This window comes from Streptomyces sp. NPDC048275 (genome assembly GCF_040652275.1).
GTDB lineage: Bacteria > Actinomycetota > Actinomycetes > Streptomycetales > Streptomycetaceae > Streptomyces.
In genome coordinates, this window is record NZ_JBEZLR010000005.1 from 120091 (window position 1) to 141856 (window position 21766).

26 protein-coding genes and 1 pseudogene are annotated in these 21766 nt (G+C 69.2%); 7 read left to right on the top strand and 20 right to left on the bottom strand.

Annotation, left to right across the window (positions count from 1 at the left end):
* Positions 1 to 37 precede the first annotated feature (37 nt).
* From AB0D57_RS05520 to AB0D57_RS05540, 5 genes and pseudogenes are all read right to left on the bottom strand, one after another.
* Positions 38 to 2152, bottom strand: coding sequence for an aminoglycoside phosphotransferase family protein (locus AB0D57_RS05520; protein ID WP_362067467.1), 2115 nt, complete (start codon positions 2150 to 2152; stop codon positions 38 to 40).
* A gap of 316 nt (positions 2153 to 2468) precedes the next feature.
* Positions 2469 to 3107 (bottom strand): hypothetical protein, encoded by a 639-nt coding sequence (locus AB0D57_RS05525; RefSeq protein WP_362067477.1) that lies wholly within the window; start codon positions 3105 to 3107, stop codon positions 2469 to 2471.
* A 101-nt stretch (positions 3108 to 3208) separates the two neighbouring features.
* A pseudogene (locus AB0D57_RS05530) lies at positions 3209 to 3325 on the bottom strand (GntR family transcriptional regulator); the annotation flags it as partial.
* A gap of 77 nt (positions 3326 to 3402) precedes the next feature.
* Positions 3403 to 4155, bottom strand: coding sequence for an HAD-IA family hydrolase (locus AB0D57_RS05535; protein WP_362067298.1), 753 nt, complete (start codon positions 4153 to 4155; stop codon positions 3403 to 3405).
* Complete coding sequence (locus AB0D57_RS05540) at positions 4155 to 5045, bottom strand: winged helix-turn-helix domain-containing protein (RefSeq protein ID WP_362067300.1); 891 nt, start codon at positions 5043 to 5045, stop codon at positions 4155 to 4157. Before AB0D57_RS05540 ends, AB0D57_RS05535 begins: the two co-directional genes overlap by 1 nt.
* A gap of 194 nt (positions 5046 to 5239) precedes the next feature.
* Here AB0D57_RS05540 and AB0D57_RS05545 point away from each other — a divergent pair, with 194 nt between their 5' ends.
* Positions 5240 to 5428, top strand: a complete 189-nt coding sequence (locus AB0D57_RS05545; protein WP_362067302.1) for a hypothetical protein — start codon at positions 5240 to 5242, stop codon at positions 5426 to 5428.
* Positions 5429 to 5454: 26 nt separating this feature from the next.
* Here the strand turns inward: AB0D57_RS05545 and AB0D57_RS05550 are convergent, their stop codons facing one another.
* Positions 5455 to 6363, bottom strand: coding sequence for a GntR family transcriptional regulator (locus tag AB0D57_RS05550; protein WP_362067304.1), 909 nt, complete (start codon positions 6361 to 6363; stop codon positions 5455 to 5457).
* A gap of 205 nt (positions 6364 to 6568) precedes the next feature.
* Here AB0D57_RS05550 and AB0D57_RS05555 point away from each other — a divergent pair, with 205 nt between their 5' ends.
* The gene (locus AB0D57_RS05555) at positions 6569 to 6748 is read left to right on the top strand and encodes a hypothetical protein (RefSeq protein WP_362067307.1); all 180 of its coding nucleotides are present in this window, start codon (positions 6569 to 6571) and stop codon (positions 6746 to 6748) included.
* Between the two features lie 328 nt (positions 6749 to 7076).
* Here the strand turns inward: AB0D57_RS05555 and AB0D57_RS05560 are convergent, their stop codons facing one another.
* Both AB0D57_RS05560 and AB0D57_RS05565 read right to left on the bottom strand, forming a co-directional pair.
* Positions 7077 to 8141: an asparaginase gene (locus AB0D57_RS05560; protein ID WP_362067309.1), complete on the bottom strand. Its 1065-nt coding sequence runs from the start codon at positions 8139 to 8141 to the stop codon at positions 7077 to 7079.
* 177 nt (positions 8142 to 8318) lie between these two features.
* A complete protein-coding gene (locus AB0D57_RS05565) occupies positions 8319 to 9017 on the bottom strand; it encodes an AmfC protein (protein ID WP_362067311.1) in 699 nt (232 codons plus the stop codon).
* Between the two features lie 226 nt (positions 9018 to 9243).
* Here AB0D57_RS05565 and dtd point away from each other — a divergent pair, with 226 nt between their 5' ends.
* Complete coding sequence (gene dtd / locus AB0D57_RS05570) at positions 9244 to 9669, top strand: D-aminoacyl-tRNA deacylase (protein WP_362067313.1); 426 nt, start codon at positions 9244 to 9246, stop codon at positions 9667 to 9669.
* Between the two features lie 12 nt (positions 9670 to 9681).
* Here the strand turns inward: dtd and AB0D57_RS05575 are convergent, their stop codons facing one another.
* The 3 genes from AB0D57_RS05575 to AB0D57_RS05585 are packed head-to-tail and all read right to left on the bottom strand — an operon-like array spanning position 9682 to position 11756.
* On the bottom strand, positions 9682 to 10647 hold the full coding sequence (locus tag AB0D57_RS05575; RefSeq protein WP_362067315.1) for a folate-binding protein: 966 nt from the start codon (positions 10645 to 10647) through the stop codon (positions 9682 to 9684).
* Between the two features lie 34 nt (positions 10648 to 10681).
* Entirely contained in the window at positions 10682 to 11164 is a 483-nt protein-coding gene (locus AB0D57_RS05580; RefSeq protein ID WP_362067317.1) for a Fur family transcriptional regulator, read from the bottom strand.
* A 16-nt stretch (positions 11165 to 11180) separates the two neighbouring features.
* Positions 11181 to 11756 carry an FABP family protein gene (locus AB0D57_RS05585; protein WP_362067319.1) on the bottom strand — a complete coding sequence of 192 codons (576 nt, stop codon included), beginning with the start codon at positions 11754 to 11756 and terminating at the stop codon, positions 11181 to 11183.
* A 493-nt stretch (positions 11757 to 12249) separates the two neighbouring features.
* On the opposite strand from AB0D57_RS05585, the gene AB0D57_RS05590 reads away from it, so the two are divergent.
* A complete protein-coding gene (locus AB0D57_RS05590) occupies positions 12250 to 12612 on the top strand; it encodes a DsrE family protein (protein ID WP_362067321.1) in 363 nt (120 codons plus the stop codon).
* On the opposite strand, the gene AB0D57_RS05595 is transcribed toward AB0D57_RS05590, so the two are convergent.
* The 9 genes from AB0D57_RS05595 to AB0D57_RS05635 all read right to left on the bottom strand — a co-directional run bounded on the left by AB0D57_RS05595 (position 12606) and on the right by AB0D57_RS05635 (position 18247).
* Positions 12606 to 12980: a VOC family protein gene (locus tag AB0D57_RS05595; protein WP_362067323.1), complete on the bottom strand. Its 375-nt coding sequence runs from the start codon at positions 12978 to 12980 to the stop codon at positions 12606 to 12608. The two genes, AB0D57_RS05590 and AB0D57_RS05595, sit on opposite strands and share 7 nt — an antisense overlap.
* A gap of 62 nt (positions 12981 to 13042) precedes the next feature.
* Positions 13043 to 13303 (bottom strand): DUF3099 domain-containing protein, encoded by a 261-nt coding sequence (locus AB0D57_RS05600; RefSeq protein WP_362067325.1) that lies wholly within the window; start codon positions 13301 to 13303, stop codon positions 13043 to 13045.
* 144 nt (positions 13304 to 13447) lie between these two features.
* Complete coding sequence (locus AB0D57_RS05605) at positions 13448 to 13735, bottom strand: DUF1416 domain-containing protein (RefSeq protein ID WP_054232391.1); 288 nt, start codon at positions 13733 to 13735, stop codon at positions 13448 to 13450.
* Between the two features lie 38 nt (positions 13736 to 13773).
* Entirely contained in the window at positions 13774 to 14619 is an 846-nt protein-coding gene (locus tag AB0D57_RS05610; RefSeq protein WP_362067327.1) for a sulfurtransferase, read from the bottom strand.
* A 148-nt stretch (positions 14620 to 14767) separates the two neighbouring features.
* Entirely contained in the window at positions 14768 to 14848 is an 81-nt protein-coding gene (locus tag AB0D57_RS05615) for a putative leader peptide (RefSeq protein ID WP_350310325.1), read from the bottom strand.
* A gap of 205 nt (positions 14849 to 15053) precedes the next feature.
* The gene (locus AB0D57_RS05620; RefSeq protein WP_362067329.1) at positions 15054 to 15800 is read right to left on the bottom strand and encodes a DUF2993 domain-containing protein; all 747 of its coding nucleotides are present in this window, start codon (positions 15798 to 15800) and stop codon (positions 15054 to 15056) included.
* Positions 15801 to 15942: 142 nt separating this feature from the next.
* Positions 15943 to 17115 carry a hypothetical protein gene (locus AB0D57_RS05625; RefSeq protein ID WP_362067331.1) on the bottom strand — a complete coding sequence of 391 codons (1173 nt, stop codon included), beginning with the start codon at positions 17113 to 17115 and terminating at the stop codon, positions 15943 to 15945.
* Positions 17116 to 17123: 8 nt separating this feature from the next.
* A complete protein-coding gene (locus AB0D57_RS05630) occupies positions 17124 to 17378 on the bottom strand; it encodes a MoaD/ThiS family protein (protein ID WP_362067333.1) in 255 nt (84 codons plus the stop codon).
* A gap of 50 nt (positions 17379 to 17428) precedes the next feature.
* Positions 17429 to 18247 (bottom strand): alpha/beta fold hydrolase, encoded by an 819-nt coding sequence (locus AB0D57_RS05635; RefSeq protein ID WP_362067335.1) that lies wholly within the window; start codon positions 18245 to 18247, stop codon positions 17429 to 17431.
* 277 nt (positions 18248 to 18524) lie between these two features.
* Here AB0D57_RS05635 and AB0D57_RS05640 point away from each other — a divergent pair, with 277 nt between their 5' ends.
* The 3 genes from AB0D57_RS05640 (at position 18525) to AB0D57_RS05650 (ending at position 21750) form a co-directional block, all read left to right on the top strand.
* Complete coding sequence (locus AB0D57_RS05640) at positions 18525 to 19313, top strand: response regulator transcription factor (protein WP_362067337.1); 789 nt, start codon at positions 18525 to 18527, stop codon at positions 19311 to 19313.
* An 86-nt stretch (positions 19314 to 19399) separates the two neighbouring features.
* Positions 19400 to 20422 carry a LacI family DNA-binding transcriptional regulator gene (locus tag AB0D57_RS05645; protein WP_362067339.1) on the top strand — a complete coding sequence of 341 codons (1023 nt, stop codon included), beginning with the start codon at positions 19400 to 19402 and terminating at the stop codon, positions 20420 to 20422.
* 125 nt (positions 20423 to 20547) lie between these two features.
* Positions 20548 to 21750, top strand: a complete 1203-nt coding sequence (locus tag AB0D57_RS05650; protein WP_362067341.1) for a trypsin-like peptidase domain-containing protein — start codon at positions 20548 to 20550, stop codon at positions 21748 to 21750.
* Positions 21751 to 21766: the final 16 nt, after the last annotated feature.

The window sequence follows — 21766 nt, forward strand, 5'->3', positions numbered from 1 at the left end:
CAGTCCCCTCCCCCGTGCCGAAGCGTCCGGCGGGGAGTCAGACGTCCGCGGAGACTCCGACTGCCCGTCGACCTCCATGGTCGCCGCGCGGCAGCGCATGGGCAAGGTAGGGGTTCGCCGTCATTTTGCCCGGAAGTCCCAGCGCCGCTGTGGCTCCGGCCAGAGTCATCGCGTAGGTGTCCACCGCCCGGCGGACGTTGGGCGCATCCAGGCTGTCGCCGGTCACGAGGCGGTCGAGGTCCACATAGGCCGAGCGCACGACCTCCATCCATCGGTACACACGCCAGTCCTCGCGCCAGCCCTTTGTGCACTCTTCCGGCAGCAGACGATCCCAGCGGGAGAACAGCCGCTCGCGGATCTCCGGGCGCGTGGGGGTGAGATGCATGTGGCGGACCAGGTCGTACAGCGGGTCACCGACGATCGCCATCTCCCAGTCGATGAGGACCAGGCCACCGTTCTCCCGGCGTACGAGGTTCCACGGATTGAGATCGCCGTGCAGGAGCACGGGCCGACGTGGGGCCAGGGTGTGGCGGTCGAGGATCTCGCCGAGACGGTAGCCGTTGGGGAGCCCCAGTTCTCGGGCCAAGTCCCTGGTTGCCCCGGGGAGTTGGTTCACCATCCGGACCAGTTCGTCTCGTAGTCCCCCGTAGAAATCCCACCCGTCCAGACCGGGATCCAGCTGTTCGCAGTCGACGAAGGTCAGAGCTCGGAGCTGATCCACGAGATCGTCCGCCTCGTGCGGCCGCAGGCCGTCCGCGGGGTGATCCGGTGGGCGGAACTCGTCGGCCGGACCTTCGTACGACTGGATGGTGAACTGCTCCTTCAGGCCACTGGTCCCCAGGGCCAGCACTCTCGGGGCGCGCACGGAAACGTTTGACCGCTCGATCGATCGCTCGATGGCTTTCAGGACGGCGTGCTCACTGAGGAACCGGCTTTCCCGGGCATTCGCCGCCCCGATTTTCCGACGGACCATGACAGGAAACGGGACTCCCGGCACACGTACCGCCGTATTGAGATGAGCCGTTCCCTTGAACACCCGGTCCGCGGAAGCCACCCCCTCCTCGAACAGTGCCCGGCTGACGGCGGACGCGGAGAACTCCGGATGTGGCGGTACTCGGTCATCGCGTTCCCAGCCGATCCGCGAAGCCGACCTGTCCCGGTTGCGTCGCCCTCCGTGGGACTCGTACCAGCGGAAGAGAATGCGTTCGATCCCGGCCTCGTCCGGCACGCTCATGAGCCGCAGCGGCTCCTCGGCCTCCGACAGGGCCCGATGTACCGCCTGTGTCGCCGCGTCCAGCTGCGGCTGGTCGATGGAGTCGCCGAGCGAGGTGGCGGCCCGCATCACATCCGGGTAGACGGATTGCGCGCGCTCGAAGGCCAGGTAGTGCTTCAGGTCCCGGTCGAGACCATGTACGGCCATGGGGCGCCGTCGGCCCATGACCTCGCACCACGCCTCGACCACCTCGGACCGCTGGTGGTCGGGGTACTTCATCCGCACCAGGTGCGTGGCCAGGTCGTGCAGCGGATCACCGTAGGTCGCCAGCTCCCAGTCCACGCAGATCAAGGGCGGATCACCGCCGTAGGAGACGATCACGTTGTCCCGGTGCAGGTCCGTGTGGAGCAGGCTGAAGGGACGGCTGATGAGCGCCGGCACCCGTTCCGCGAACCGCACCAGCGCGTCTTCGGGGACGCCCAGCATCGCGAACAGCCCTCCGAAGTCGGCCCAGTTGCGCTGCCGGATCTGCTCCTCCGCCGCGAACGCCAACGCCCGCAGAAAGCCTCTGCTGTCCCGGCTGGAGCGGGGCCAGGACGCCGGCAGCGGGGGAAGATGCCGCCTGCGCACCTGTGTCATGTCCGCGAGCAGGCCCACGAGTGCGGCGATCAGGCTCTGGTCCACCTGGCTGCCGTCGGGGCAGACGCGAGACAGCGGCACGCCTTCCACATGGCTGAGGATGGTCAGGTCCCGGTGCTTGACCAGGCACCGCGGCACGTGCGGCAGCACTCCACTGATCGTGTTGAGGATCTCCGCCTCGTCCTGCCAGGTCCTGATGACCACGGGCAGCGCCGAGGAAATCCGCTCCCGCACCGTCACCGGCGCCCCGCCCTCGCATGCCACCAGGCGGGAGTCTTCCTCCGTGAGCGGCCGCACCATGTAGTTCCGGTTGTGGTGCCCTCGGCCGAACGTGCCGAACGCCCTGGCGTAGCGCACAAAGGCCTCGTACGCCGTGTCCGCCGCGCTTTCCAGAGCCGACGGGCCAGGCGGGCCCGGCATCGGCGGAACGCCCACGGGTCACTCCTGAATAACTGTGCGACATGCCTGATGTTCATGCACCACAACTAGGGTCAGCACACACTAGTGCCAACCCGCGCGCGCGGCTCGGCCGACTCCGGAATCGGCGCCTACTTGAAAAAGAGTTGTACCTCTCGGAAACATCGTGCCGTTGGAGGCTCGATCGACTCCGAGTGGCTCAGGGCTTGGCGAGCAGGTTCCAGCAGGAGTCGAACCAGGCCTGCATGCTCGCCATGAACACAGACCCGGGGGAGTCCCGGTCGCCCTCGTCGTTGACGTGGCGCGTCAGTGTCGAGCCCAGGCCGAGCACATCGATGGCGTCGATCTCCGTGCCGTCGGCCAGCACGACGGCCCGCTCCACTATTTCGTACGCCCCGAACAACGCCTCGGCCCGCGGACGCAGATACAGCTTGAACGCCGGAACCAGCGGTACGTGCCGGATCTCCACCTCCGCGGACGCCACCAGGCCTTCGCCCTGGAGATCACGCAGGGCGGCACGCAGCGACATCGTGTGCCGCCGGGTGATGGCGCGCAACCGCTCCTGGACCTGCTCATGCGGCCGATCCAATGGGCCGGGTCCCTGCGGCTCCGCGCCTTCAACCGACTTCTTGGCGCGAGGATACGGAAGCTCCAGTGTCTCCGAGGGCAGCAGTATGCGCAGCGCGATGCGATCGGGCCGCACCTCGCCGAGGCGGATGCGCTCGGCCTGCAAGCGGATATGGGCGTCCAGGGACTCGGACGTGAGGGTGAAAACATCCAGTTGTACGACGGGTTGAGCGAAGGCGCGGGCGACGAAGCCACCCAGGCCCGCGCGCACCCGGGGGGCCTCCGTCTTCGGCGCCCCAGGTGTATCGGACTCTTCACCACGCGCGTCCCGCGGCCTTGACGGGACGTGATCCAGCCTTCGCTGATCAGCTCCCGCATCACCCGCTGCACCGTGTCGCGCGAGACCCCGAACGCCTGGGCGAGTTCACGTTGAGGGGGCAACCGGGAGCCCACCGCGTACCTGCCGTCAGCGATACCCCCGCGCAGCATCTCCAGGACACGTTCGAACTGAATGCCGCCCGTCTCGCCGCGTTCTGCCGCCACACCGCGACCGTACCTCGACGGCCTCAGGCCTGCCCCCGAAGCACCCGCAAGACCGGCTCCAGTGAGCCCACCACGTCCTCGGCCCCCGCTTCTCGGAGGAGCTTCTCCTTGTAGGCGTTACGCGCGTAGCCGAGGAACGGGACCTGGGCCTGTCGGGCGGCGAGGAGGTCCGACGGGGCGTCGCCGATCATGAGGGCGGTGGCGGGGGCGGCACCCAAGGCGTTCAGGGCACGGTTGAGGCAGTGCGGGTCCGGCTTGAGGTGGTGCAGGTTCTCGGTGCGGCCGTAGACGTTGAGGGCGAAGCATTCGGTGAGATCACGGCTCGCGAGATAGCTGAACGCGGTGCGGGCCGAGTTGTTCGTCGCGATCGCCAGCCGCGCGCCGACGGCACTCCAGGTCCGGATCAGCGGGTCCGCGTACGGGGTGGGCCAGGCGGAGGGCACCGACTTGAGTTCCTGCTGGGTGAGCCGCTCCTCCAGTTCGGCCACCAGATCGCTGTCCGGGTGGCGCCGGTGGACGGCGTACAGGACGACCATCGGGTCCGGGTGGACCTGCTCCTCCTCCGTCAGCAGCCCTCGCAGCCCCTGCCGCTCCAGCCACTCCACCAGGTCCTTCGCCACATCCTCCGCGGAGTGCCCCGCGAACAACCGGCAGATCGGTCCGTCGAAGTCGAAGAGCACGAAGCGAGCGCGTTCGATCACTCCCCGCAGATTCTCGGTCTCCGCTGTCACCCGTTCGGTTGTCACCAGTTCGGTCTGCGCCGTATCAGAAGTCACTAGGAGAGTGTCAGGTCCGTGGTGATGGTTTCCCAGAGGGCGTCGAACCACTTCTGGGATTGCTCCACGAACGCGGCGTCCCGCTGGCCGGCCCGCTTCTCGAAGGAGAAGAGGAGGGACTCGGACCCCACGGCGTCGTACATGTCCAGCGTTCCACTGGCCACCTCCTCCTCGCGCCGCATGACCATGTAGTAGGCGATTAAAGCCTCGACACCGTTGAGCAGGTACAGCTTCACGGGCGGGGTGAAGGGCAGCGCCCTGAAGGTCACCCGTACGTCGATGCCGTGCGAGGAGCGCAGGGCGCGGAGGTTGTGCTGGAGGACGTGGACCTGGGCGTTGCGCTGGGCCAGCCAGCGTTCGTGGACCGGGTCGCCGTCGCCGTCGTCGTCACGGCGGCCGTCGACGGGAACCGGGAACGCCAGGTTGATCTCCCGGGACGGGAGCAGGATGCGGACGTCGATCGACTCCGGGCGGATGCGGCCCTCATGGATCTGGCGAACGGGTTCGCCGAGCGCCAGCATCAGCGTCTCCGCGGTCAGACAGGCGGCGTCGACGCGGACATGCGGCGCCGAGAACGCCTCCGCCAGACGGGGGGCCAGACCGACCATCGTCGTCTGCGGCTCGTCGCGTGTCGGCGTCGTCGAGGCGATCCGCGGTGGGCTGCCCTTGCTGACATTGCTGAGCAGGCCGTCGTCCTGGAGGGCGCGGAGAGCCTGCCGTACGGTGCTCCGCTCGACGCCGAACTCCTCCGCCAACTCGGCCTGCGTCGGCAGGCGGTCCCCCGCCTTGAGGTCTCCTACGCGTATCCGCTCCCTCAGGACGTCGGCGATCCCCTGGGGCGAGATCCTTCTGCTGCCGTTCACTGCAACGTTCTCCTGGGTCACGACCAAACGCTACAACTCCCATCCATCTACAGGGAGTTGTTTGAAAGTTGTTTATGACTCCTAGCCAAGTGGGGACAACTTAATCAGAGTTGGTCACCAACTTGGCCAAGTTGGCGGAAGCTTTACCTCCCACCCCGAGTCCCACCCGAGCCCCACCCCAGAGGAACCACCACGCCACAGTAGAAGCAGGAGTACCCACCATGCCCGCCGTCGCCCTCCTCTCCGCCCTCTTCGTCGTCGGCTTCAACCAGTTCGTGGAATGGCAGTACGGCCCGGCAGGCATCGTCGGCCTGCTGCTCCTCAGCATCGGAATCAAGGCGAAGAGCCCCACCTGCAGCTCCATCGGGGCGGTCGTCCTCGCCCTGATGGTCGCGGGCCCCGCCCTGTGAGCCGTGTCCCGCCCGGCCGGGAGGCCTCAGCCTGAGAGCAGCAGCTCTGTGCTGATGGTCTCCCACAGTGCGTTGAACCACAGGTGGGACTGCTCCACGAACGTGGTGTCCCGCAGCCCGGCCCCCTGCGCGAACGGGAACAGCATGGACTGGGTGCCCTGGACGTCGTACATCTCCAGGTACTCGTGGTCGATCTCCTCCTCGCGCCTGGTCAGGGTGTAGTACGCGAAGAGCGCCTCGACCCCGTTGAGCAGGTACAACTTCACGGGCGGGGTGAAAGGCAGCGCACGGAAGGAGACGTTGACGTCGATGCCGTGCGTGGCACGCAGGGCGAGCAGGTTGTGCCGCAGCACCTGGCCCTGGGCATTGCGGTTGGCCAGCCAGTTGCGCTGGAGCCGGCCGTCGACCGAGGCGTCGACCAGAGCGGGGAAGGCGAGGTCGATGTCGCTGCTGGGGAGCAGCAGGCGGACGTCGACCCTGGCCGGTTTTATACGCCCCGCATGAATTTGCCGGAGGGGCTCGCCCATGGCAAGGGTCAGTGATATCGACGTCAGACACAGGGCGTCGATCTCCACATGGGGGGCTGCGAAGGCTGCCGTTATCCGCCCGCCGAGGGCCACCGTGGTGGGCTGCGGCGAGGCTTCGGGGCCGGTCAGAGCCCGTTCCACGGTGTCGGCGACGGTCGCCGGGCTCCCCTTGGACACATTGACGAGCAGACGTTCGGACTGCAGGATGCGCAGCGCCTGGCGGACCGCCCCGCGCTCGACACCGAACTCATCGGCCAGCTTGGCCTGCGTGGGCATGCGCTGTCCCGGCCGCAGCTGACCGGACCTGATCCGGCTGCGCAGCTCGTCGGCCACCTCGCGATGTGACCACTGTGGCCGTGGTGACCTGTTCCGCCCATTGACGGCGGCGTGTTCCGGTTCCACGACCAAACACTACAACTTCCCGCCATCTTTGGGCAGTTGCCGGATAGGTGGTTATGAGTCGACCCAACGCGGAGATAAGTATGAGTGAGTTGGTCGCCAACTTGAGCAACATGGTCAAACTTCCCGGGGGTTGGCCGCCTGAGTCGCATCAGTCGACCAGGTGGACGGTCCCAGCGGGGGTCCGCCTCCCCGTCCCCAAGGAGGGACCGTCATGCCGCTCATCGCCATCGCCGCCCTTGCCATCGGGTTCGAACAACTCGTCCAGTGGAAGTACGGCCCGATGGGCCTCATCGCCTTCGCCGTGCTGACCATTGGCCTCAAGGCCAAGAACACCACCCTCAGCGGCATCGGGGCCGTGATCCTCGTGGTGCTGCTCGCCCAGTCCGGCTGATCGGACACCACCGTCCGGCAGTCCGGCTGACCGGGCTCCCTTCCGGAGGGGAGCCGGGAGCTCGGTCAGTCCGTGTCACCGAAAACAACTACATAGCTACGGATGACCGATCCCACCACGAGAAGAAGAAGGAGGCGAAGGAAAAGACAGGAGTACGACTCGGAAGTGCTCCGGGCACCACTATCGCCCGGACGTGCGGAGCAGGGCGCCGACAACGGAGGCGGCGCTCTCCCGCCCTTCCCCCTCGCCACCCGGCCAGAGGGTCGCCAACTCACCTGTTTTCACGGTGAGTTCGGCGCCCTTCGTGGCCCCGGGCCTTCAGGCCCGCTCAGAACGCCGCCCGAACCTCCCCCACCTCACGCGCTCCCCCCAGCAGCGGAGCCCGCCCGATGCGCGACGCCACCGGCGCGTCCACCCCCAGCAGAGCCAGCGCACGCCCCAGCACGGGCCCCAGCGCCCGCCCGCCACCGTCGTCGATCTTGAAGGCGAGCGCCCGGCCGTCGGGAAGGGCCACCGCCTGGACAGCCTCCGCACCCATCTTGGAGAGCGCCCCCGGCACCTCGCGCATCAGCCAGGTGTCAGGACGCCGGGTACCGGCGACGTACTCCGGGTGGGCCCTCATCGCGTCTGCGACCCGGCGCTCCGCGGAGCCGGGAGCCGCGAGGACGAAGGAGCGGAAGGCCCGGGCCAGGCCCGTGAGGGTGATCGCCATCAGCGGAGCCCCACAACCGTCCGTACCCACCGCCGCGACCGGTTCCCCGGCCGCCTCCTCGACAACGGTGTGGATGAGCTGCTGCAGCGGGTGCCCGGGGTCGAGGTACGAGTCCAGCGGCCAGCCCCGCAGCGCGCACACCGCGAGCATCGCCGCGTGCTTGCCGGAGCAGTTCATGGTGACCCGGTCGCGCACGGCGCCCGCGGCGAGATACGTCTCCGCCTCCGTCGGGTCCAGCGGCAGATCCGGCGGGCACTGCAGCTGCGTGGCGCTCAGCCCGTGATCGGCCAGCATCTTCCGTACGAGATCGAGGTGGAAGGTTTCTCCGGAGTGGCTGGCGGCGGCGAGGGCCAGACGTTCGCCGGTCAGCTCCAGGCCGGCCCGCAGCACACCCGCCGCCTGCATCGGTTTGTTCGACGAGCGCGGGAAGATCGGCGCCGTCACGTCACCCACCGCCCGCTCGACCGACCCGTCCGCGGCCAGCAGCACCAGGCTGCCCCGATGGTGCCCCTCGACGAACCCGGAACGGACGACCTCGGCGAGTACCGGAGAAACAGGAGCCGGAGAAACAGGAGCCGGGGAAACAGAAGCCGGGGAAACAGGGACCGAGGAGACAGGGACCGAGGAGACAGAGGCCGAGGAAACGGAGGGTATGGCGGGGTTTGCGCGAGGGGCGGACATCGGCGGTGGCCTTCCGGGACGGGGACCCGCCCCGGCGGCACCGGGCTTTCCCGGTCGCGGCCGCCGCGACCACGGAACAGGGCGGAGTCAGCCGTGCGGCCCGGCGCCGGATGTCCCGGGCACCGGCGCCGCCACAACCACCGCGCGCACCCTCCGGGGTCACCGGGGGCCACCGCGTCACATGAGCAGGTCGTCTACTTGTGCTTCACCTTCACGGTACCTGCGGGCGATCTCGGCACTGCAATCGTCGGCCGTGCGCTGGAGCTGCTGGCGCCGCCGGGAGACCTGCTGCTCGTAGCGCACCAGCCGCCCCATTCCCGCGCCGAGCTCGTCGTCCGTACGGGCTTTCAGATCCGACAGCTCCACCTCGGAGAGCATGTCCGAGGCCAGCCGCCGATACTCCTCGCCGTGCGGCGTGCCCACCGTCACATGGCGGGCCGACGAACGGTACCGGGCGGGCGCGTCCGTGAGGATCTCCGGGAGCCGTTCGACGACGGAGGGCACGCCTCCGGACTCGACGACCGCCGCCCCCCGTGAACCCGAGCCCGCACCCGAGTCCACACCCAGACCTGAACCCGAACCCTGCGCCCGCAGGCCCCCGCGCCGCGCCAGCTCCGCCCGCAGGATGTCGATACGCCCCTGCAGCAGCCGCCGCACATAGCTGAGGTCGGCCTCGTCCCGCTGCGCGTCACGCCGCAGGGTCCGCAGCGCGGGCAGCCGCAGCAGGGCCAGATCGCGCGCGGGCGGCTCCAGGGGCAGCGCACTGTCGATGCGCTGCGCCGGAGGGCGATAGGCCCCGGCACGACCGCCTCCCGCCCGCGGACTCGTACGGGTCAATGACACCCCGGGCGGCTGCCCGGTACTCGGTGTGCTCATGTGCCTCTACCGTCCCCTCGACCGGTGCGGTCCACCCCACGGTTGCACCGCAACACACGCATCGTGCCACCCCAAGTGGCCGCGATGTGACCGAGTGCTCCCGATAGGCCCCAGATGGGGGGGTAAGGAGGAAATGGAAACCCCCCTAAAGGACCCTATCGAGGCCTGTAATGACCAGTAAGGACCCCCTGAAGCAGTTCTTCGACCGCACGGCATGATGGTCCCCATGCGTGCGGTGGTGCAGAGAGTGGACGGCGCGAGCGTCGTCGTGGACGGCGAGACGGTCGGCGAGATCAGTGGCGAGGGGCTGTGCGTCCTGGTGGGCGTCACCCACGACGACACCAAGGAGAAGGCGGCCCAACTCGCCCGCAAACTCTGGTCGATCCGGATGCTGAGCGACGAGAAGTCGTGCAGTGACATCGCCGCGCCACTGCTCGTGATCAGCCAGTTCACCCTGTATGGAGACGCCCGCAAGGGCCGCCGTCCCACCTGGAACGCGGCCGCACCCGGCGATGTCGCCGAGCCCCTCGTCGACGAGGTGGTCTCTCAACTCCGCGCGCTGGGCGCGACGGTGGCGACGGGCCGTTTCGGCGCGCAGATGCGCGTCTCGCTGACGAACGACGGCCCGTTCACGGTCATCGTCGAGATGTAGCCCGTACGGCGGCTACGGCTCGACCACGACCTCCTGCGCCGCGGCGGTCGTGTCGGCCAGCAGCCGCGCGTCCACCGGCACGTTCCGCTTCACCAGGCCCAGAGCGATCGGGCCGAGCTCGTGGTGGCGTACGGAGGTGGTGATGAAACCGATCTTCCGGCCGTCGGGCCCGTCGTCCGCGAGCCGGAGCTCGGCGCCGTGCGGCGGCAGATGCACCTCGCTGCCGTCCAGGTGCAGGAAGACCAGCCGGCGCGGGGGCTTGCCCAGGTTCTGGACCCGGGCGACGGTCTCCTGGCCGCGGTAGCAGCCCTTCTGCAGATGCACCGCGCTGCCGATCCAGCCCAGCTCGTGCGGGATGGTGCGGTGATCGGTCTCGAAGCCGAGCCGCGGCCGGTGGTGTTCGACGCGCAGCGCCTCGTACGCGAGCAGCCCGGCCGCCGGGCCGGCCTTGGCGGCGTACGACTCCAGGTCCGTACGCGGGAGGAAGAGGTCACGCCCGTAGGGCATCTCGCGTACGACGACACCCTCGGGGACCTCGGCGATGGAGCCGGCCGGCAGGTGCACGACCGCGAAGTCGGCGGTGCGGTCGGCGACTTCGACGCGGTAGAAGAACTTCATCGACTCCAGGTACGCGATCAGCGCGTCCTGGGTGCCCGGTTCCACGTGGGCCCAGGTCGTGGCGCCGTCGTCGACGAGGTACAGCGCGTGCTCGACGTGGCCGTGCGCGGAGAGGATCAGCGCCTCGGTGGCGCGGCCCACCGGGAGGTCGGTGACGTGCTGGGTGAGCAGCAGGTGCAGCCAGCTGAGCCGGTCGTCGCCGGTGACGGTGATCACGCCGCGGTGCGAGAGATCCACGAAGCCGGTGCCGTCGGCGAGGGCGCGCTGCTCGCGGAACAGGTCGCCGTAGTGCGCGGCGACCTCTTCGTCCACGCCCTCGGCGGGAACGGCGCCGGGCAGGGACAGGAGGGGGCTCTTCATATCCACACAGCCTACGACCGAGTAATCGCCGATTTTATTTCTTGCTGCCGAGATCGGTATCGAGCTTGGCATCGGGCTCGGCACCCGGCTTGGTACCGAGCTTGGCCGCGCAGTCCTTGCAGCGGCCGAAGATCGCGAAGTGCTTCATGTCCGTCTGGAAGCCGAACGTGTCACGGAGTTTCGCGGTGAACTCCGCGGCGACGGAGAGGTCTGCCTCGATGACATTCGTACAGTCCCGGCACACCAGGTGTATGTGGTGGTGCCGGTCCGCGAGATGGTACGTCGGCGCCCCATGCCCCAGATGCGCATGGCTGACCAGGCCGAGCTCCTCCAGGAGCTCCAGGGTCCGGTACACGGTGGAAATGTTGACCCCCGACGCCGTTCTCCTCACTTCGATGAGGATGTCGTCGGGGGTCGCGTGCTCCAGGGTGTCCACGGCTTCGAGGACAAGCTGGCGCTGCGGCGTCAGCCGGTAGCCGCGCTGCCTCAGGTCGCTCTTCCAGTCGGTGCTCACCACACTGGAAAGTCTAGGGCTACTTGAAGAAAGCGATCCCGTCGTCCGGCATGTCGTCGGGGAGGGCCTTGGCCCAGCGCTCGACGTCCTCCGGGGTGACGACCTTCTTCAGCTGCGCGGACATGTAGGGGCGCAGCTCGACCTCGGGGGTCTGCTTCTCGCCGACCCACATGAGGTCGCTCTTCACATAGCCGTAAAGGCGCTTGCCACCGGTGTACGGGCCGGACGCGGCGGTGCGCGCCACGGCATCGGTGGTCAGGTCGATCTGCGGCTGCTTGGCGGCCAGGTCGCCGTACCAGACTTCGACGACACCGTCGTCGCGGGTCATGACGACCTCGACCTTGCGGTCGGAGTCGATGCGCCAGAAACCGGACTCGGTCTCCAGCGGCCGGACCTTGTTCCCGTCGGCGTCGAGCACCCAGGTGTGCGAGTGGTACTCCAGGAAGTCCCGCCCGTCGTGGGTGAAGGTGACCTCCTGGCCGAAGTTGCACTTCTCGGAGCCGGGGAAGTCGTGGACGCCCGCACCGGCCCAGTTGCCGAGCAGGAAGGCAAGCGGGAGCAGGTCCTTGTGCAGGTCGGACGGGATCTCGATCATGAGGTCGGAAGTTCCTTGATGGGGGTCAGCGCTGGCCCTGGTACAGCTTCGTCACGGCCAGCACAGCGAAGGCGAGAACGCCGACGCAGACAAGGGCCAGGAGGATTTCGAAGGCGATCTCCACGGGGTGCTCCTCGGATGAGCGTGGTGTGCGGTACTAGAGCCGGGTCCCACTCTAGTCGGGTGGGACCCGGCGCTCTCTGCGAGGTGGGCCCTAGGTCCTGTCGTCAAATTCCCGCCTGCCTCGCGACGCCATGCACGCACTCTCGGCGCACCGGGCACAGACCCACGTACAACCAGTACGAGGACCTGCGCCCGGCACGCCGAGAGCACGCACCTGACGCCGCGAGGCCCGCCCTCCGGGCGGACGACGGGAATGTGACGACAGGACCTAGCGGCTCAGCCGAGCAGCCGGCGGTGCGGGACCACCCTCCAGCGCGCGATGCGTCGACGAGTTGATCACGATGCGGACTCCCCGGACTACGATGCGGACATGGCGAAGAAGCTCCTGATCAAGGTGACGGCGGGGGCCGATGCCCCCGAGCGCTGCTCGCAGGCGTTCACGGTCGCGGCGGTGGCCGTGGCCAGTGGAGTCGAGGTCTCCCTCTGGCTGACCGGCGAGTCCGCGTGGTTCGCGCTCCCGGGCCGGGCAGCCGAGTTCGAGCTCCCGCACGCCGCCCCGCTGCCCGACCTGCTCGACTCGGTGCTGGCCGCCGGGCGCATCACGCTCTGCACGCAGTGCGCGGCCCGGCGCGACATCACGGAGAAGGACGTCCTGGACGGCGTACGCATCGCGGGCGCCCAGGTCTTCGTGCAGGAGGCGATGGCGGACGAGACGCAGGCGCTCGTCTACTGAGCCGACCCCACCCACAGGCAGAACGGATGCCCTGCCGGGTCGAGGAAGACCCTTACGTCCTCCTGCGGCTGGTAGGCCGCGAGCCTGGCCCCCTCGGCGAGGACGCGGGCCGTCTCCGCCGGCAGGTCGTCCACCTCGATGTCGAGGTGGAGCATCGCGCGCTGGTCTCCGGGGGCGCTGGGCCAGACCGGTGGGACGTATGTGCGTTCGGTCTGGAAGGAGAGCGCGGTGCCGCCGCCCGGGGGACCGATCAGCACCCAGTCCGGCTCCTGCGCGCGCACCACGTACCCGAGCAGCCGCTGGTAGAAGTCGGCGAGCACATGGGCATCCTTCGCTTCGAAGGCAACGGTCGACAGCCTCGCACTCACACGCACTCCCGGGTGTCAGGGCCTGAAGGTGACGGGGCCCGCAGATGACAGGGCACTGGCCGCTAGGGCCGCCGCTTCTTGCCGTCCAGTTCGTCCCACCACTCGTCGGACTTCGGATCCCCGGACGGGTCGTCCCACCAGCGGTCATCGGGCCCACGTCGGTTGGCCACCATCGCGGCGAGCGGCGGAATCACCATCGCCACCACACACATCCCGACGGCCACGGGAATCGACCAGAGCCGCACGACTCCCCAGGCCAGAACGAAGAGACCGATACACGTCCCCATCATGGCGAAGTAGACGTGGCGCCGCCGTGCGTACATGCGTCCAGCGTAGGCCTGGCAGCGCCGTCCGGCGCGGGTCCGAAAGCCGTCCGGCGCCGCTCGGGCATGCCGAAGGGCCGCACCCCGATCCGGTAAGCGTCCAACCCCCGGGGGTGCGGCCCTTCAGCCGTTCGAGCGGTGCCGTCAGACGGCGATGGCGACCTCGGCGAGGCCGCCCGTCTGGGCGACGACCGTGCGGTCCGCGGTGCCGCCGGGGACCAGGGCCCGTACGGTCCAGGTGCCCTCGGCCGCGTAGAAGCGGAACTGGCCCGTCGCGGAGGTGGGGACCTCCGCCGTGAACTCGCCGGTCGAGTCCAGGAGACGGACGTAGCCCGTCACCGGCTCGCCGTCGCGGGTCACCTGGCCCTGGATCGTGGTCTCACCGGGCTTGATCGTCGAGGCGTCGGGGCCGCCGGCCTTCGCTCCACACATTTTTCGATTCCGTCCTTCAGTCCTTCAAGCCTTGAGGGTTACTTGTTGGCGCCGAGCTCGATCGGGACGCCGACGAGGGAGCCGTACTCGGTCCAGGAGCCGTCGTAGTTCTTGACGTTCTCCACGCCGAGCAGCTCGTGCAGCACGAACCAGGTGAGCGCGGAACGCTCACCGATACGGCAGTACGCGATGGTGTCCTTGGCGAGGTCGACCTGCTCCTCGGCGTAGAGCTCCTTGAGCTCGTCGTCCGACTTGAAGGTGCCGTCGTCGTTGGCGTTCTTCGACCACGGGATGTTGCGGGCGGACGGGACGTGACCCGGGCGCTGCGACTGCTCCTGCGGCAGGTGGGCCGGGGCGAGCAGCTTGCCGCTGAACTCGTCGGGCGAGCGGACGTCGACCAGGTTCTGCGAACCGATGGCCGCCACGACGTCGTCGCGGAAGGCGCGGATCGCGGTGTTCTGGGCCTTGGCCTTGTAGTCGGTCGCGGCGCGCTCGGGCACCTGCGAGCCGTCGACCAGGTCGCGGGAGTCGAGCTCCCACTTCTTGCGGCCGCCGTCGAGGAGCTTCACGTTCTCGTGGCCGTACAGCTTGAAGTACCAGTAGGCGTACGAGGCGAACCAGTTGTTGTTGCCGCCGTAGAGCACGACCAGCGTGTCGTTGGCGATGCCCTTCGACGACAGGAGCTTCTCGAAGCCCTCCTGGTCGATGAAGTCGCGGCGGACCGGGTCCTGGAGGTCCTTGGTCCAGTCGATCCGGATCGCGTTCTTGATGTGGTTCTTCTCGTACGCGGACGTGTCCTCGTCGACCTCGACGATGGCCACGCTCGGGTCGTCCAGGTGGTCCTGGACCCAGTCGGCGTCTACCAGGACGTCGCTGCGGCTCATGCTCGTTCTCCTCCGGGGCAGTTGCGGCGGGGCGGTGCGTTAGAGAGAGGGTGCGCGGTCATGCCGGTCCGGCCTGCGCGGCGCACGAGGGCCCTGACAAGGAGGGCCGGGGAAGTCGGAAGGTCGAACGAAGAACGAACGCTTCCGCTCAGAAGGTGCGACAGAGCATGGCGGCGACGCGGCACAGGTCTACTGCCCGCCGCTTCGTGAGGTCCGCCTGTCGCTTCATGGGTCCGATCGTAGGGACGGACAGCCGGACATGTCACCGGTGTGTCGGATGCTGAGATGCGATCGTCCGGGATGTGGGATGAGATGACCGACCGGGCCGCCCCGCCCCGATTCAGGGCGCCCGCGGCCGTCACCACCTCGTCATCGCATCTGCTGGGCGGACGGGGCCGTCTCGTTCTTCGGACGCGCCCTCCGTACGGTCCGTCCTACCCGACCAGCCGTACGTCCGAACCCTTCACCGAGATGTCCACGCCGTCCGCCGCCGCCTCGACCTTGTCGAGCTGGATGCCGCCCGGCAGCTGGTCGATCTTCTGCTCGAAGTCGATGCCCTCGCGCACCTGGTCCTCCGCGAGGTCGACGCCCAGCTCGGGCAGCGAGTCGGCGTGCACCCGGACCGTGTCGCCCCCGACGACGGTGACCGAGCTGAGTACGGAGACCGACCGGGTCACCTCGGCGCTGCCGACGCTGACCTTGAGCGAAACCTTGATCTTGCCGTCGCCGCCGTCGGAGAGACTGACGACCTCGACGGTGACACCGGGCGCGACCTGCGTGGCATCGGACTTGGCCACCTCGAGCAGCTCGGCGTACGCGATGGTCGCGGTGCCGGTGGCGCTGCCGGCGGTGGCGGAGCTGTAGTCGCCGCTGAACTCGACGCCGTGCATCTCGGCGTTCAGGTCGTCGATGCGGATGGTGCCGTCGGAGGCGTTGGCGTTGCCCGTCGTCGCCTCGTAGTCCTTGATGCCGATCTTCACGTCGTCGAGCTCGCCGCCGACGACCTGGGTGAGGAAGGGGAAGCCCTCGATGGACACGTCGGGGGTGCTGGCCAGGCCCTCGTTGGCCTTGAGCCGGTCCGCCGCCTCGTCCTCCGCGAAACCGACCGCCACCCGGTCCGCGATCACGAACAGGCCGCCCAGGATGACGGCGACGATCAGGATTATTCGCAGTGCGCGCATGCTCGGTGTTCCCCCAGGTCGACCGGATCCGGGCGACCCGAGTGGCCGTCCAGCGCGAAACCTAACCCCGAAGGGCCCCACGAGGGGGCCCTTCGGAGTGGTTGTCGATCAGCTGTGACGAACGGTACGGCCGGGCGAACGGCTAGCCGAGCGCGCGTCCCAGCAGGTACACCGCCGGCGCCGCGGCGGCCAGCGGCAGGGCCACGCCCGCGGTGAAGTGGACGAAACGGGACGGGTAGTCATAGCTGGCGACCCGGTGGCCGATCAGCGCGCAGACACCGGCGCCGAGGCCGAGGAAGGCGCCCTGACTGCCCAGGTCCGTCATCCCGCCGACCGCGATTCCGGCGCCCGCGGCGGCCAGCAGCGCCACCACCACGGAGGCCGCGGTGGGCAGCGGCAGCGCGCGGGCCAGGATCGCCGCGGCGACAGCGGCGGCGCCCACCGTGACGGCGTCCGGCTCGGCCGCGAGGTGCCCGGCCGCGACGATCGACAGGGCCGCCGAGGCCACGGTCGCCATCAGGCCGTACATCCGCGTGTCCGCGTCGGCATGGCTGCGCAGTTGCAGGACGAGGGTGAGCAGGACCCACACACCGAGGGTGCCGAGGATCGCCGCGGGCGCGTTCTCCCGGCCCGCGACGAGCAGGGCCACGTCCGCGGTCACCGCGCCCAGGAACGCCAGTGCGATGCCCTGCCGGGCCGGCCACATCCCGTTCAGCCGGAACCATCCCGCCGCGGTGACGGCCTGCAGCAGGACGAGGGGTACGACGAGGGCGTACTCCCCGATCGCGGCCGTACCCGAGAGCAGCAGCCCGAGCACCGTGGTGAGCGCGGCGGGCTGGATCCCGGGTTCGATGATCGGCGACCGGCCCTCGGCGCGGGCGCGCTGGGCGTCGGTGACACGCGGGTTGCCGGTGACGGTCGGAGGGCCGTAACCCTCGGTCACAGGGGCAGGAGCGGGTACGGGTGCGGGCGCCTCGGGTCGCTGCGGCTGCGGGGTCCGGTCCCAGCCCTGCGGGGCTGTCTCCGGCGGGAGGGACTGGGCCGTGCCGCCGTACCCGTACGCCTGCGGCTGCTCGTATCCCTGCCCCTGCCCCTGGTACCCCTGCGGCGGCAGATACGCCGTCTCCGCCGACACGGGAGGCTGCACCTGGGTCTCCCAGGTCTGCCCCTCCCACTGCTGGGTGTGCTGCTGCCAGTCGGGCTGCTGCTGTTGCTGTTGCTGGGGCTGCTGCTGAGGCTGCTGCTGAGGCTGCTGATACGGGTCGTACCCCTCGTACCGGCCCTCGTACTGCCCCTCGTACGGCTGGTTGCTCATCGTCTCGCTCACCCTCCTGCGAACGGCGGGAGCACCTCGACCGTGCCGCCCTCGGCCAGCCGTACCGTCTCATGTCCGCGGGTGCCCACGGGGTCACCGTCGATGAGGAACGAGCATCGCCGCAGGACGCGGACGAGTTCGCCGGGGTGTCGCTCGCGAGCCGCGTCGAGTGCCTCGGCGAGCGTCCCCGCGTCGTACGGCTCCTCGGCGACGCCTGCCGCGGCCTTGGCGGCGGCCCAGTAACGCACCGTGCCCTTTGCCATCTCGTTCCTCATTGCGTGGTTAATGAGCAGTTGCTGTGAACACGGTCAGGCTAGCTCGCGTGTGCGGCGGCCCATTCCCCGATACGGGTCAGCAGCTCGTCGTCCGCCGCGTGCTCGGCGTGGCCCATGCCGTGCTCCAGCCAGAGTTCGGCGTGGTCGCCGGAGGCGGCGGCGAGCATCCGGGGGTGGTCGACCGGGAAGTAGCCGTCCTGGTCGCCGTGGACGATCAGCAGCGGGGTCGGTGCGATGAGCGGGACCGACTCGACCGGGGAGGCCGGCACCGGATCCCACCCGCCGTGGTGGATACGGGTGCGCAGACCGTAGCGGCCCACGACCCGCCCCACCGGCCGGGTTACCAGCCAGTGAACCCGCCGCATAGGGGCCGTACCCCGGTAATACCAACGGGCCGGTGCGCTCACCGAAACCACGGCGTCGGTACGCGCCTCCGTGCGCCCCGCGTGCTCCTGCGCACTCAGCGCCGCGTGCCGCAGCACCACCGACCCTCCCATCGAGAAGCCGACGGTGACCACGCGCGCATGCCCGAGTTCGCGCGCCCAGGCCACCGCGGCAGCCAGATCGTGGACCTCGCGGTCGCCGACGGTGGAGTTGCCACCGGAGGCGCCGTGACCACGGAAGGAGAAGGTGACCACCGCCGCGCCGCGCGCGAAGACGTCGGCGACGCGGCGCACGTGCGGGCGGTCCACACCGCCCGTGAACCCGTGCGCGACCACGATCGCCAAGTCATCAGAAGGCCGCGTTCCAGGGTCGTACGCCGCATCGATCGTCACCCCGTCGACCGTGTGCAGAAACCTCCGCAAAGGGGTGCGCCGGGGCGTCTCAAGGGGTGGACGAAGGGAAGATCCCGTCATTTGACCTGCCGGACCTGAGCTCATGTGGGCTATTCTGCTGGGCATGAGGACTCGGGCAGCGTAGCCCCCGGGTCCTTTTGTGCTTTGTGAAGCGTTGTATACGAAGCGGGAAACCGCAGGTGTACGGGCCCACACAGGCACAGCGGTTCCCAGGGGCGCGGGAGCCGCAGGTATCAAGCAGTGCCGCAAACGTCCTCGCAGGGACCGAGGAGGAACCAGACGTTATGGGCGAGCGAACCGTGCACGAACGTAAGACGACCCAGGCAGGTGGGGCGCGATGAGTTCTCTGCTGCTCCTGACCAATGCCCTTCAGCCGTCGACGGAGGTGCTTCCCGCTCTCGGCCTGCTCCTGCACAACGTGCGAGTGGCTCCGGCGGAAGGCCCCGCTCTCGTCGACACCCCCGGTGCCGACGTCATCCTGATCGACGGCCGCCGCGACCTCCCGCAGGTGCGCAGCCTGTGCCAGCTGCTCCGCTCCACGGGACCCGGCTGTCCGCTGATCCTCGTGGTGACGGAGGGCGGCCTCGCGGCCGTCACCGCCGACTGGGGCATCGACGACGTGCTGCTCGACACCGCCGGTCCGGCCGAGGTCGAAGCACGCCTGCGCCTGGCCATGGGCCGGCAGCAGATCGTCAACGACGACTCCCCGATGGAGATCCGCAACGGCGATCTGTCGGTGGACGAGGCGACGTACAGCGCCAAACTCAAGGGCCGTGTCCTCGACCTGACCTTCAAGGAGTTCGAGCTCCTGAAGTACCTCGCGCAGCACCCGGGCCGCGTCTTCACCCGCGCCCAGCTGCTCCAGGAGGTCTGGGGCTACGACTACTTCGGCGGTACGCGCACGGTCGACGTCCACGTACGACGGCTGCGCGCGAAGCTCGGACCCGAGCACGAGTCGCTGATCGGAACCGTTCGGAACGTCGGTTATCGATTCGTTACACCCGAGAAGGTGGACCGCGCCGCGGACGAGGCGAAGGCCAAGGCGGCCCAGCCAAAGGCGGAGGATGCGGACGAGACGGCGCACCTGGACGCCGTCGACACCGCCGCGGTGCCGACGGAGGCGTGACCGCGGCATGAGGGAGGCATGACGGCGGCGCAGGAAGCCGCCGTATGACCTGCCCAGAGGCGGGTCCATCCGCGTAGACTCCGCGCGTGGCCAAGGTGACGAGGGACGATGTAGCGCGACTGGCGGGTACGTCCACCGCCGTCGTCAGCTATGTCATCAACAACGGACCGAGGCCGGTTGCCCCGGCCACGCGCGAGCGCGTTCTCGCCGCGATCAAGGAACTGGGGTACCGGCCCGACCGGGTCGCCCAGGCTATGGCGTCGCGGCGGACCGAGCTCATAGGCCTGATCGTGCCGGACGCGCGTCAGCCCTTCTTCGGGGAGATGGCGCACGCTGTCGAACAGGCGGCGGCCGAGCGCGGGAAAATGGTCCTCGTCGGCAACTCCGACTACATCGCCGAGCGCGAGGTCCACTATCTGCGGGCCTTCCTCGGCATGCGGGTCTCCGGCCTGATCCTCGTCAGCCACGCCCTGAACGACCACGCGGCCGCCGAGATCGAGGCCTGGGACGCCCGCGTCGTGCTGCTGCACGAGCGCCCCGAGGCGATCGACGACGTGGCCGTCGTCACCGACGACATCGGCGGCGCCCAGCTCGCCACCCGCCATCTGCTCGAACACGGGTACGACTACGTCGCCTGTCTCGGCGGCCTCGCGGACACCCCCACCATCGGCGACCCGGTCTCCGACCACGTCGAGGGCTGGCGGCGCGCGATGCAGGAGGCCGGGATCTCGACCGAGGGCCGCCTCTTCGAGGCGCCGTACAACCGCTACGACGCCTATCAGGTCGGCCTCCAGCTGCTCGGCGGCCCGAACCGGCCGCCCGCCATCTTCTGCTCCACCGACGACCAGGCGATCGGCGTGCTGCGCGCCGCCCGCGAGCTGCGCATCGACGTGCCGGGGCAGCTGGCCGTGGCCGGCTTCGACGACGTCAAGGAAGCGGCGCTGACGGACCCGCCGATGACGACGATCGCTTCGGACCGGTCGGCGATGGCCCGCGCGGCCGTCGATCTGGTGCTGGACGACGGGCTGCGGGTCGCGGGGTCACGGCGGGAGCGGTTGAAGGTGTTTCCGTCGCGGTTGGTGGTGCGGCGGTCTTGTGGGTGTGAGTAGACGCGGCACCCCCTGAACCCCTGATTTACGGGCCCCGTCGTCTTTATATGGGGCAAACGAGGTTCTGGCGGGCTTCTCAGCGGGGACTCAGGGAGCTCTCATGATCGGGAGCGAACCTGTTTCACATGACCGAGAGCTTCCGCCGCAGCGGCGAGTACCCCCAGGGCGACGACCACCAGTCCCCGTACCCCCAGCAGCAGCCCGTCTCTTCCACCCCCGTGAACCCCGAGTGGCCTCCCCCGCCGGCGTACATACCGGCCGCGCCGGTCACCGTCGAGCCGGGCACCACCGTGTGGCCGGGCTCCGGTCAGGGCGGTAACGGAGGTTCCGGCCACGGCTCGTACGGGGGTTACCCCGAGCCGGACGGCGTCTCCTCCACGGCGGTCCTGACCGCCGAGCCCATCGCCGCCACCCCCACCCCCACCCCCACCCCCGCCTCGCCGAAGAAGCGCGCGAAGGGCCCGCTGGCTCTCCTCGCCGCCGTCGCGATAGTCGCCGCCGCCATCGGAGGCGGCACCGCGTACGGCATCCAGGAGCTGACCAGCAAGGACGCCACGTCGAGCAGCACCAGCACCACCGTGGTGCCCACCGCCAAGAAGGGCACCGTCGCCGGTGTCGCCCAGGCGGTCAGCCCGAGCATCGTCGAGATCAGCGCGACCTCGAACGCCGGTTCGTCGACCGGCTCGGGCGTGATCATCACGTCCAGCGGCGAGATCATCACCAACAACCACGTCATCTCGGGCGCCTCCGAGATCAAGGTGCAGCTGAGCAGCGGCAAGTCGTACACCGCGACGGTCGTCGGCACCGACAGCAAGAAGGACCTGGCGCTCATCAAGCTGGAGAGCGCTCCCTCCGGCCTGACGGTCGCCACGCTCGGCAACTCCGACGGCGTCCAGGTCGGCGACGACGTCGTCGCGATCGGCTCCCCCGAAGGCCTGACCGGCACCGTCACCAGCGGCATCGTCTCCGCGCTGGACCGTGACGTGACCGTCTCCACCGACGAGAGCCAGGGCCAGCAGCAACAGCAGGGCGACGGCAGCGGCCAGTGGCCGTTCTCCTTCGGTGGCCAGGAGTTCAACGGCGACACGGGCACGTCCACGACGACGTACAAGGCCCTTCAGACGGACGCCTCGCTCAACCCCGGCAACTCCGGCGGCGCACTGATCGACATGAACGGCAACATCATCGGCATCAACTCCGCCATGTACTCGGCCGCGGACTCCACGTCCAGTTCGAGCGCGGGCAGTGTCGGCCTCGGCTTCGCCATCCCGATCAACACCGTCAAGTCCGACCTCGCCGGCCTGCGGGCCGGCGGTTCCGACAGCTGACTTTCCGGTCGGCCGA

Coding starts and splice junctions, on each gene's coding strand:
- AB0D57_RS05560 (WP_362067309.1), bottom strand. CDS start 8,141: ATGTCCGCCCCTCGCGCAAACCCCGCCATACCCTCCGTTTCCTCGGCC.
- AB0D57_RS05555 (WP_362067307.1), top strand. CDS start 6,569: ATGCCGCTCATCGCCATCGCCGCCCTTGCCATCGGGTTCGAACAACTC.
- AB0D57_RS05545 (WP_362067302.1), top strand. CDS start 5,240: ATGCCCGCCGTCGCCCTCCTCTCCGCCCTCTTCGTCGTCGGCTTCAAC.
- AB0D57_RS05610 (WP_362067327.1), bottom strand. CDS start 14,619: ATGAGCCGCAGCGACGTCCTGGTAGACGCCGACTGGGTCCAGGACCAC.
- AB0D57_RS05605 (WP_054232391.1), bottom strand. CDS start 13,735: ATGTGTGGAGCGAAGGCCGGCGGCCCCGACGCCTCGACGATCAAGCCC.
- AB0D57_RS05615 (WP_350310325.1), bottom strand. CDS start 14,848: ATGAAGCGACAGGCGGACCTCACGAAGCGGCGGGCAGTAGACCTGTGC.
- AB0D57_RS05640 (WP_362067337.1), top strand. CDS start 18,525: ATGAGTTCTCTGCTGCTCCTGACCAATGCCCTTCAGCCGTCGACGGAG.
- AB0D57_RS05625 (WP_362067331.1), bottom strand. CDS start 17,115: ATGAGCAACCAGCCGTACGAGGGGCAGTACGAGGGCCGGTACGAGGGG.
- AB0D57_RS05565 (WP_362067311.1), bottom strand. CDS start 9,017: ATGAGCACACCGAGTACCGGGCAGCCGCCCGGGGTGTCATTGACCCGT.
- AB0D57_RS05520 (WP_362067467.1), bottom strand. CDS start 2,152: ATGGTGCGGCCGCTCACGGAGGAAGACTCCCGCCTGGTGGCATGCGAG.
- AB0D57_RS05635 (WP_362067335.1), bottom strand. CDS start 18,247: ATGACGGGATCTTCCCTTCGTCCACCCCTTGAGACGCCCCGGCGCACC.
- AB0D57_RS05590 (WP_362067321.1), top strand. CDS start 12,250: ATGGCGAAGAAGCTCCTGATCAAGGTGACGGCGGGGGCCGATGCCCCC.
- AB0D57_RS05620 (WP_362067329.1), bottom strand. CDS start 15,800: ATGCGCGCACTGCGAATAATCCTGATCGTCGCCGTCATCCTGGGCGGC.
- AB0D57_RS05650 (WP_362067341.1), top strand. CDS start 20,548: ATGACCGAGAGCTTCCGCCGCAGCGGCGAGTACCCCCAGGGCGACGAC.
- AB0D57_RS05630 (WP_362067333.1), bottom strand. CDS start 17,378: ATGGCAAAGGGCACGGTGCGTTACTGGGCCGCCGCCAAGGCCGCGGCA.
- AB0D57_RS05585 (WP_362067319.1), bottom strand. CDS start 11,756: ATGATCGAGATCCCGTCCGACCTGCACAAGGACCTGCTCCCGCTTGCC.
- AB0D57_RS05600 (WP_362067325.1), bottom strand. CDS start 13,303: ATGTACGCACGGCGGCGCCACGTCTACTTCGCCATGATGGGGACGTGT.
- dtd (WP_362067313.1), top strand. CDS start 9,244: ATGCGTGCGGTGGTGCAGAGAGTGGACGGCGCGAGCGTCGTCGTGGAC.
- AB0D57_RS05575 (WP_362067315.1), bottom strand. CDS start 10,647: ATGAAGAGCCCCCTCCTGTCCCTGCCCGGCGCCGTTCCCGCCGAGGGC.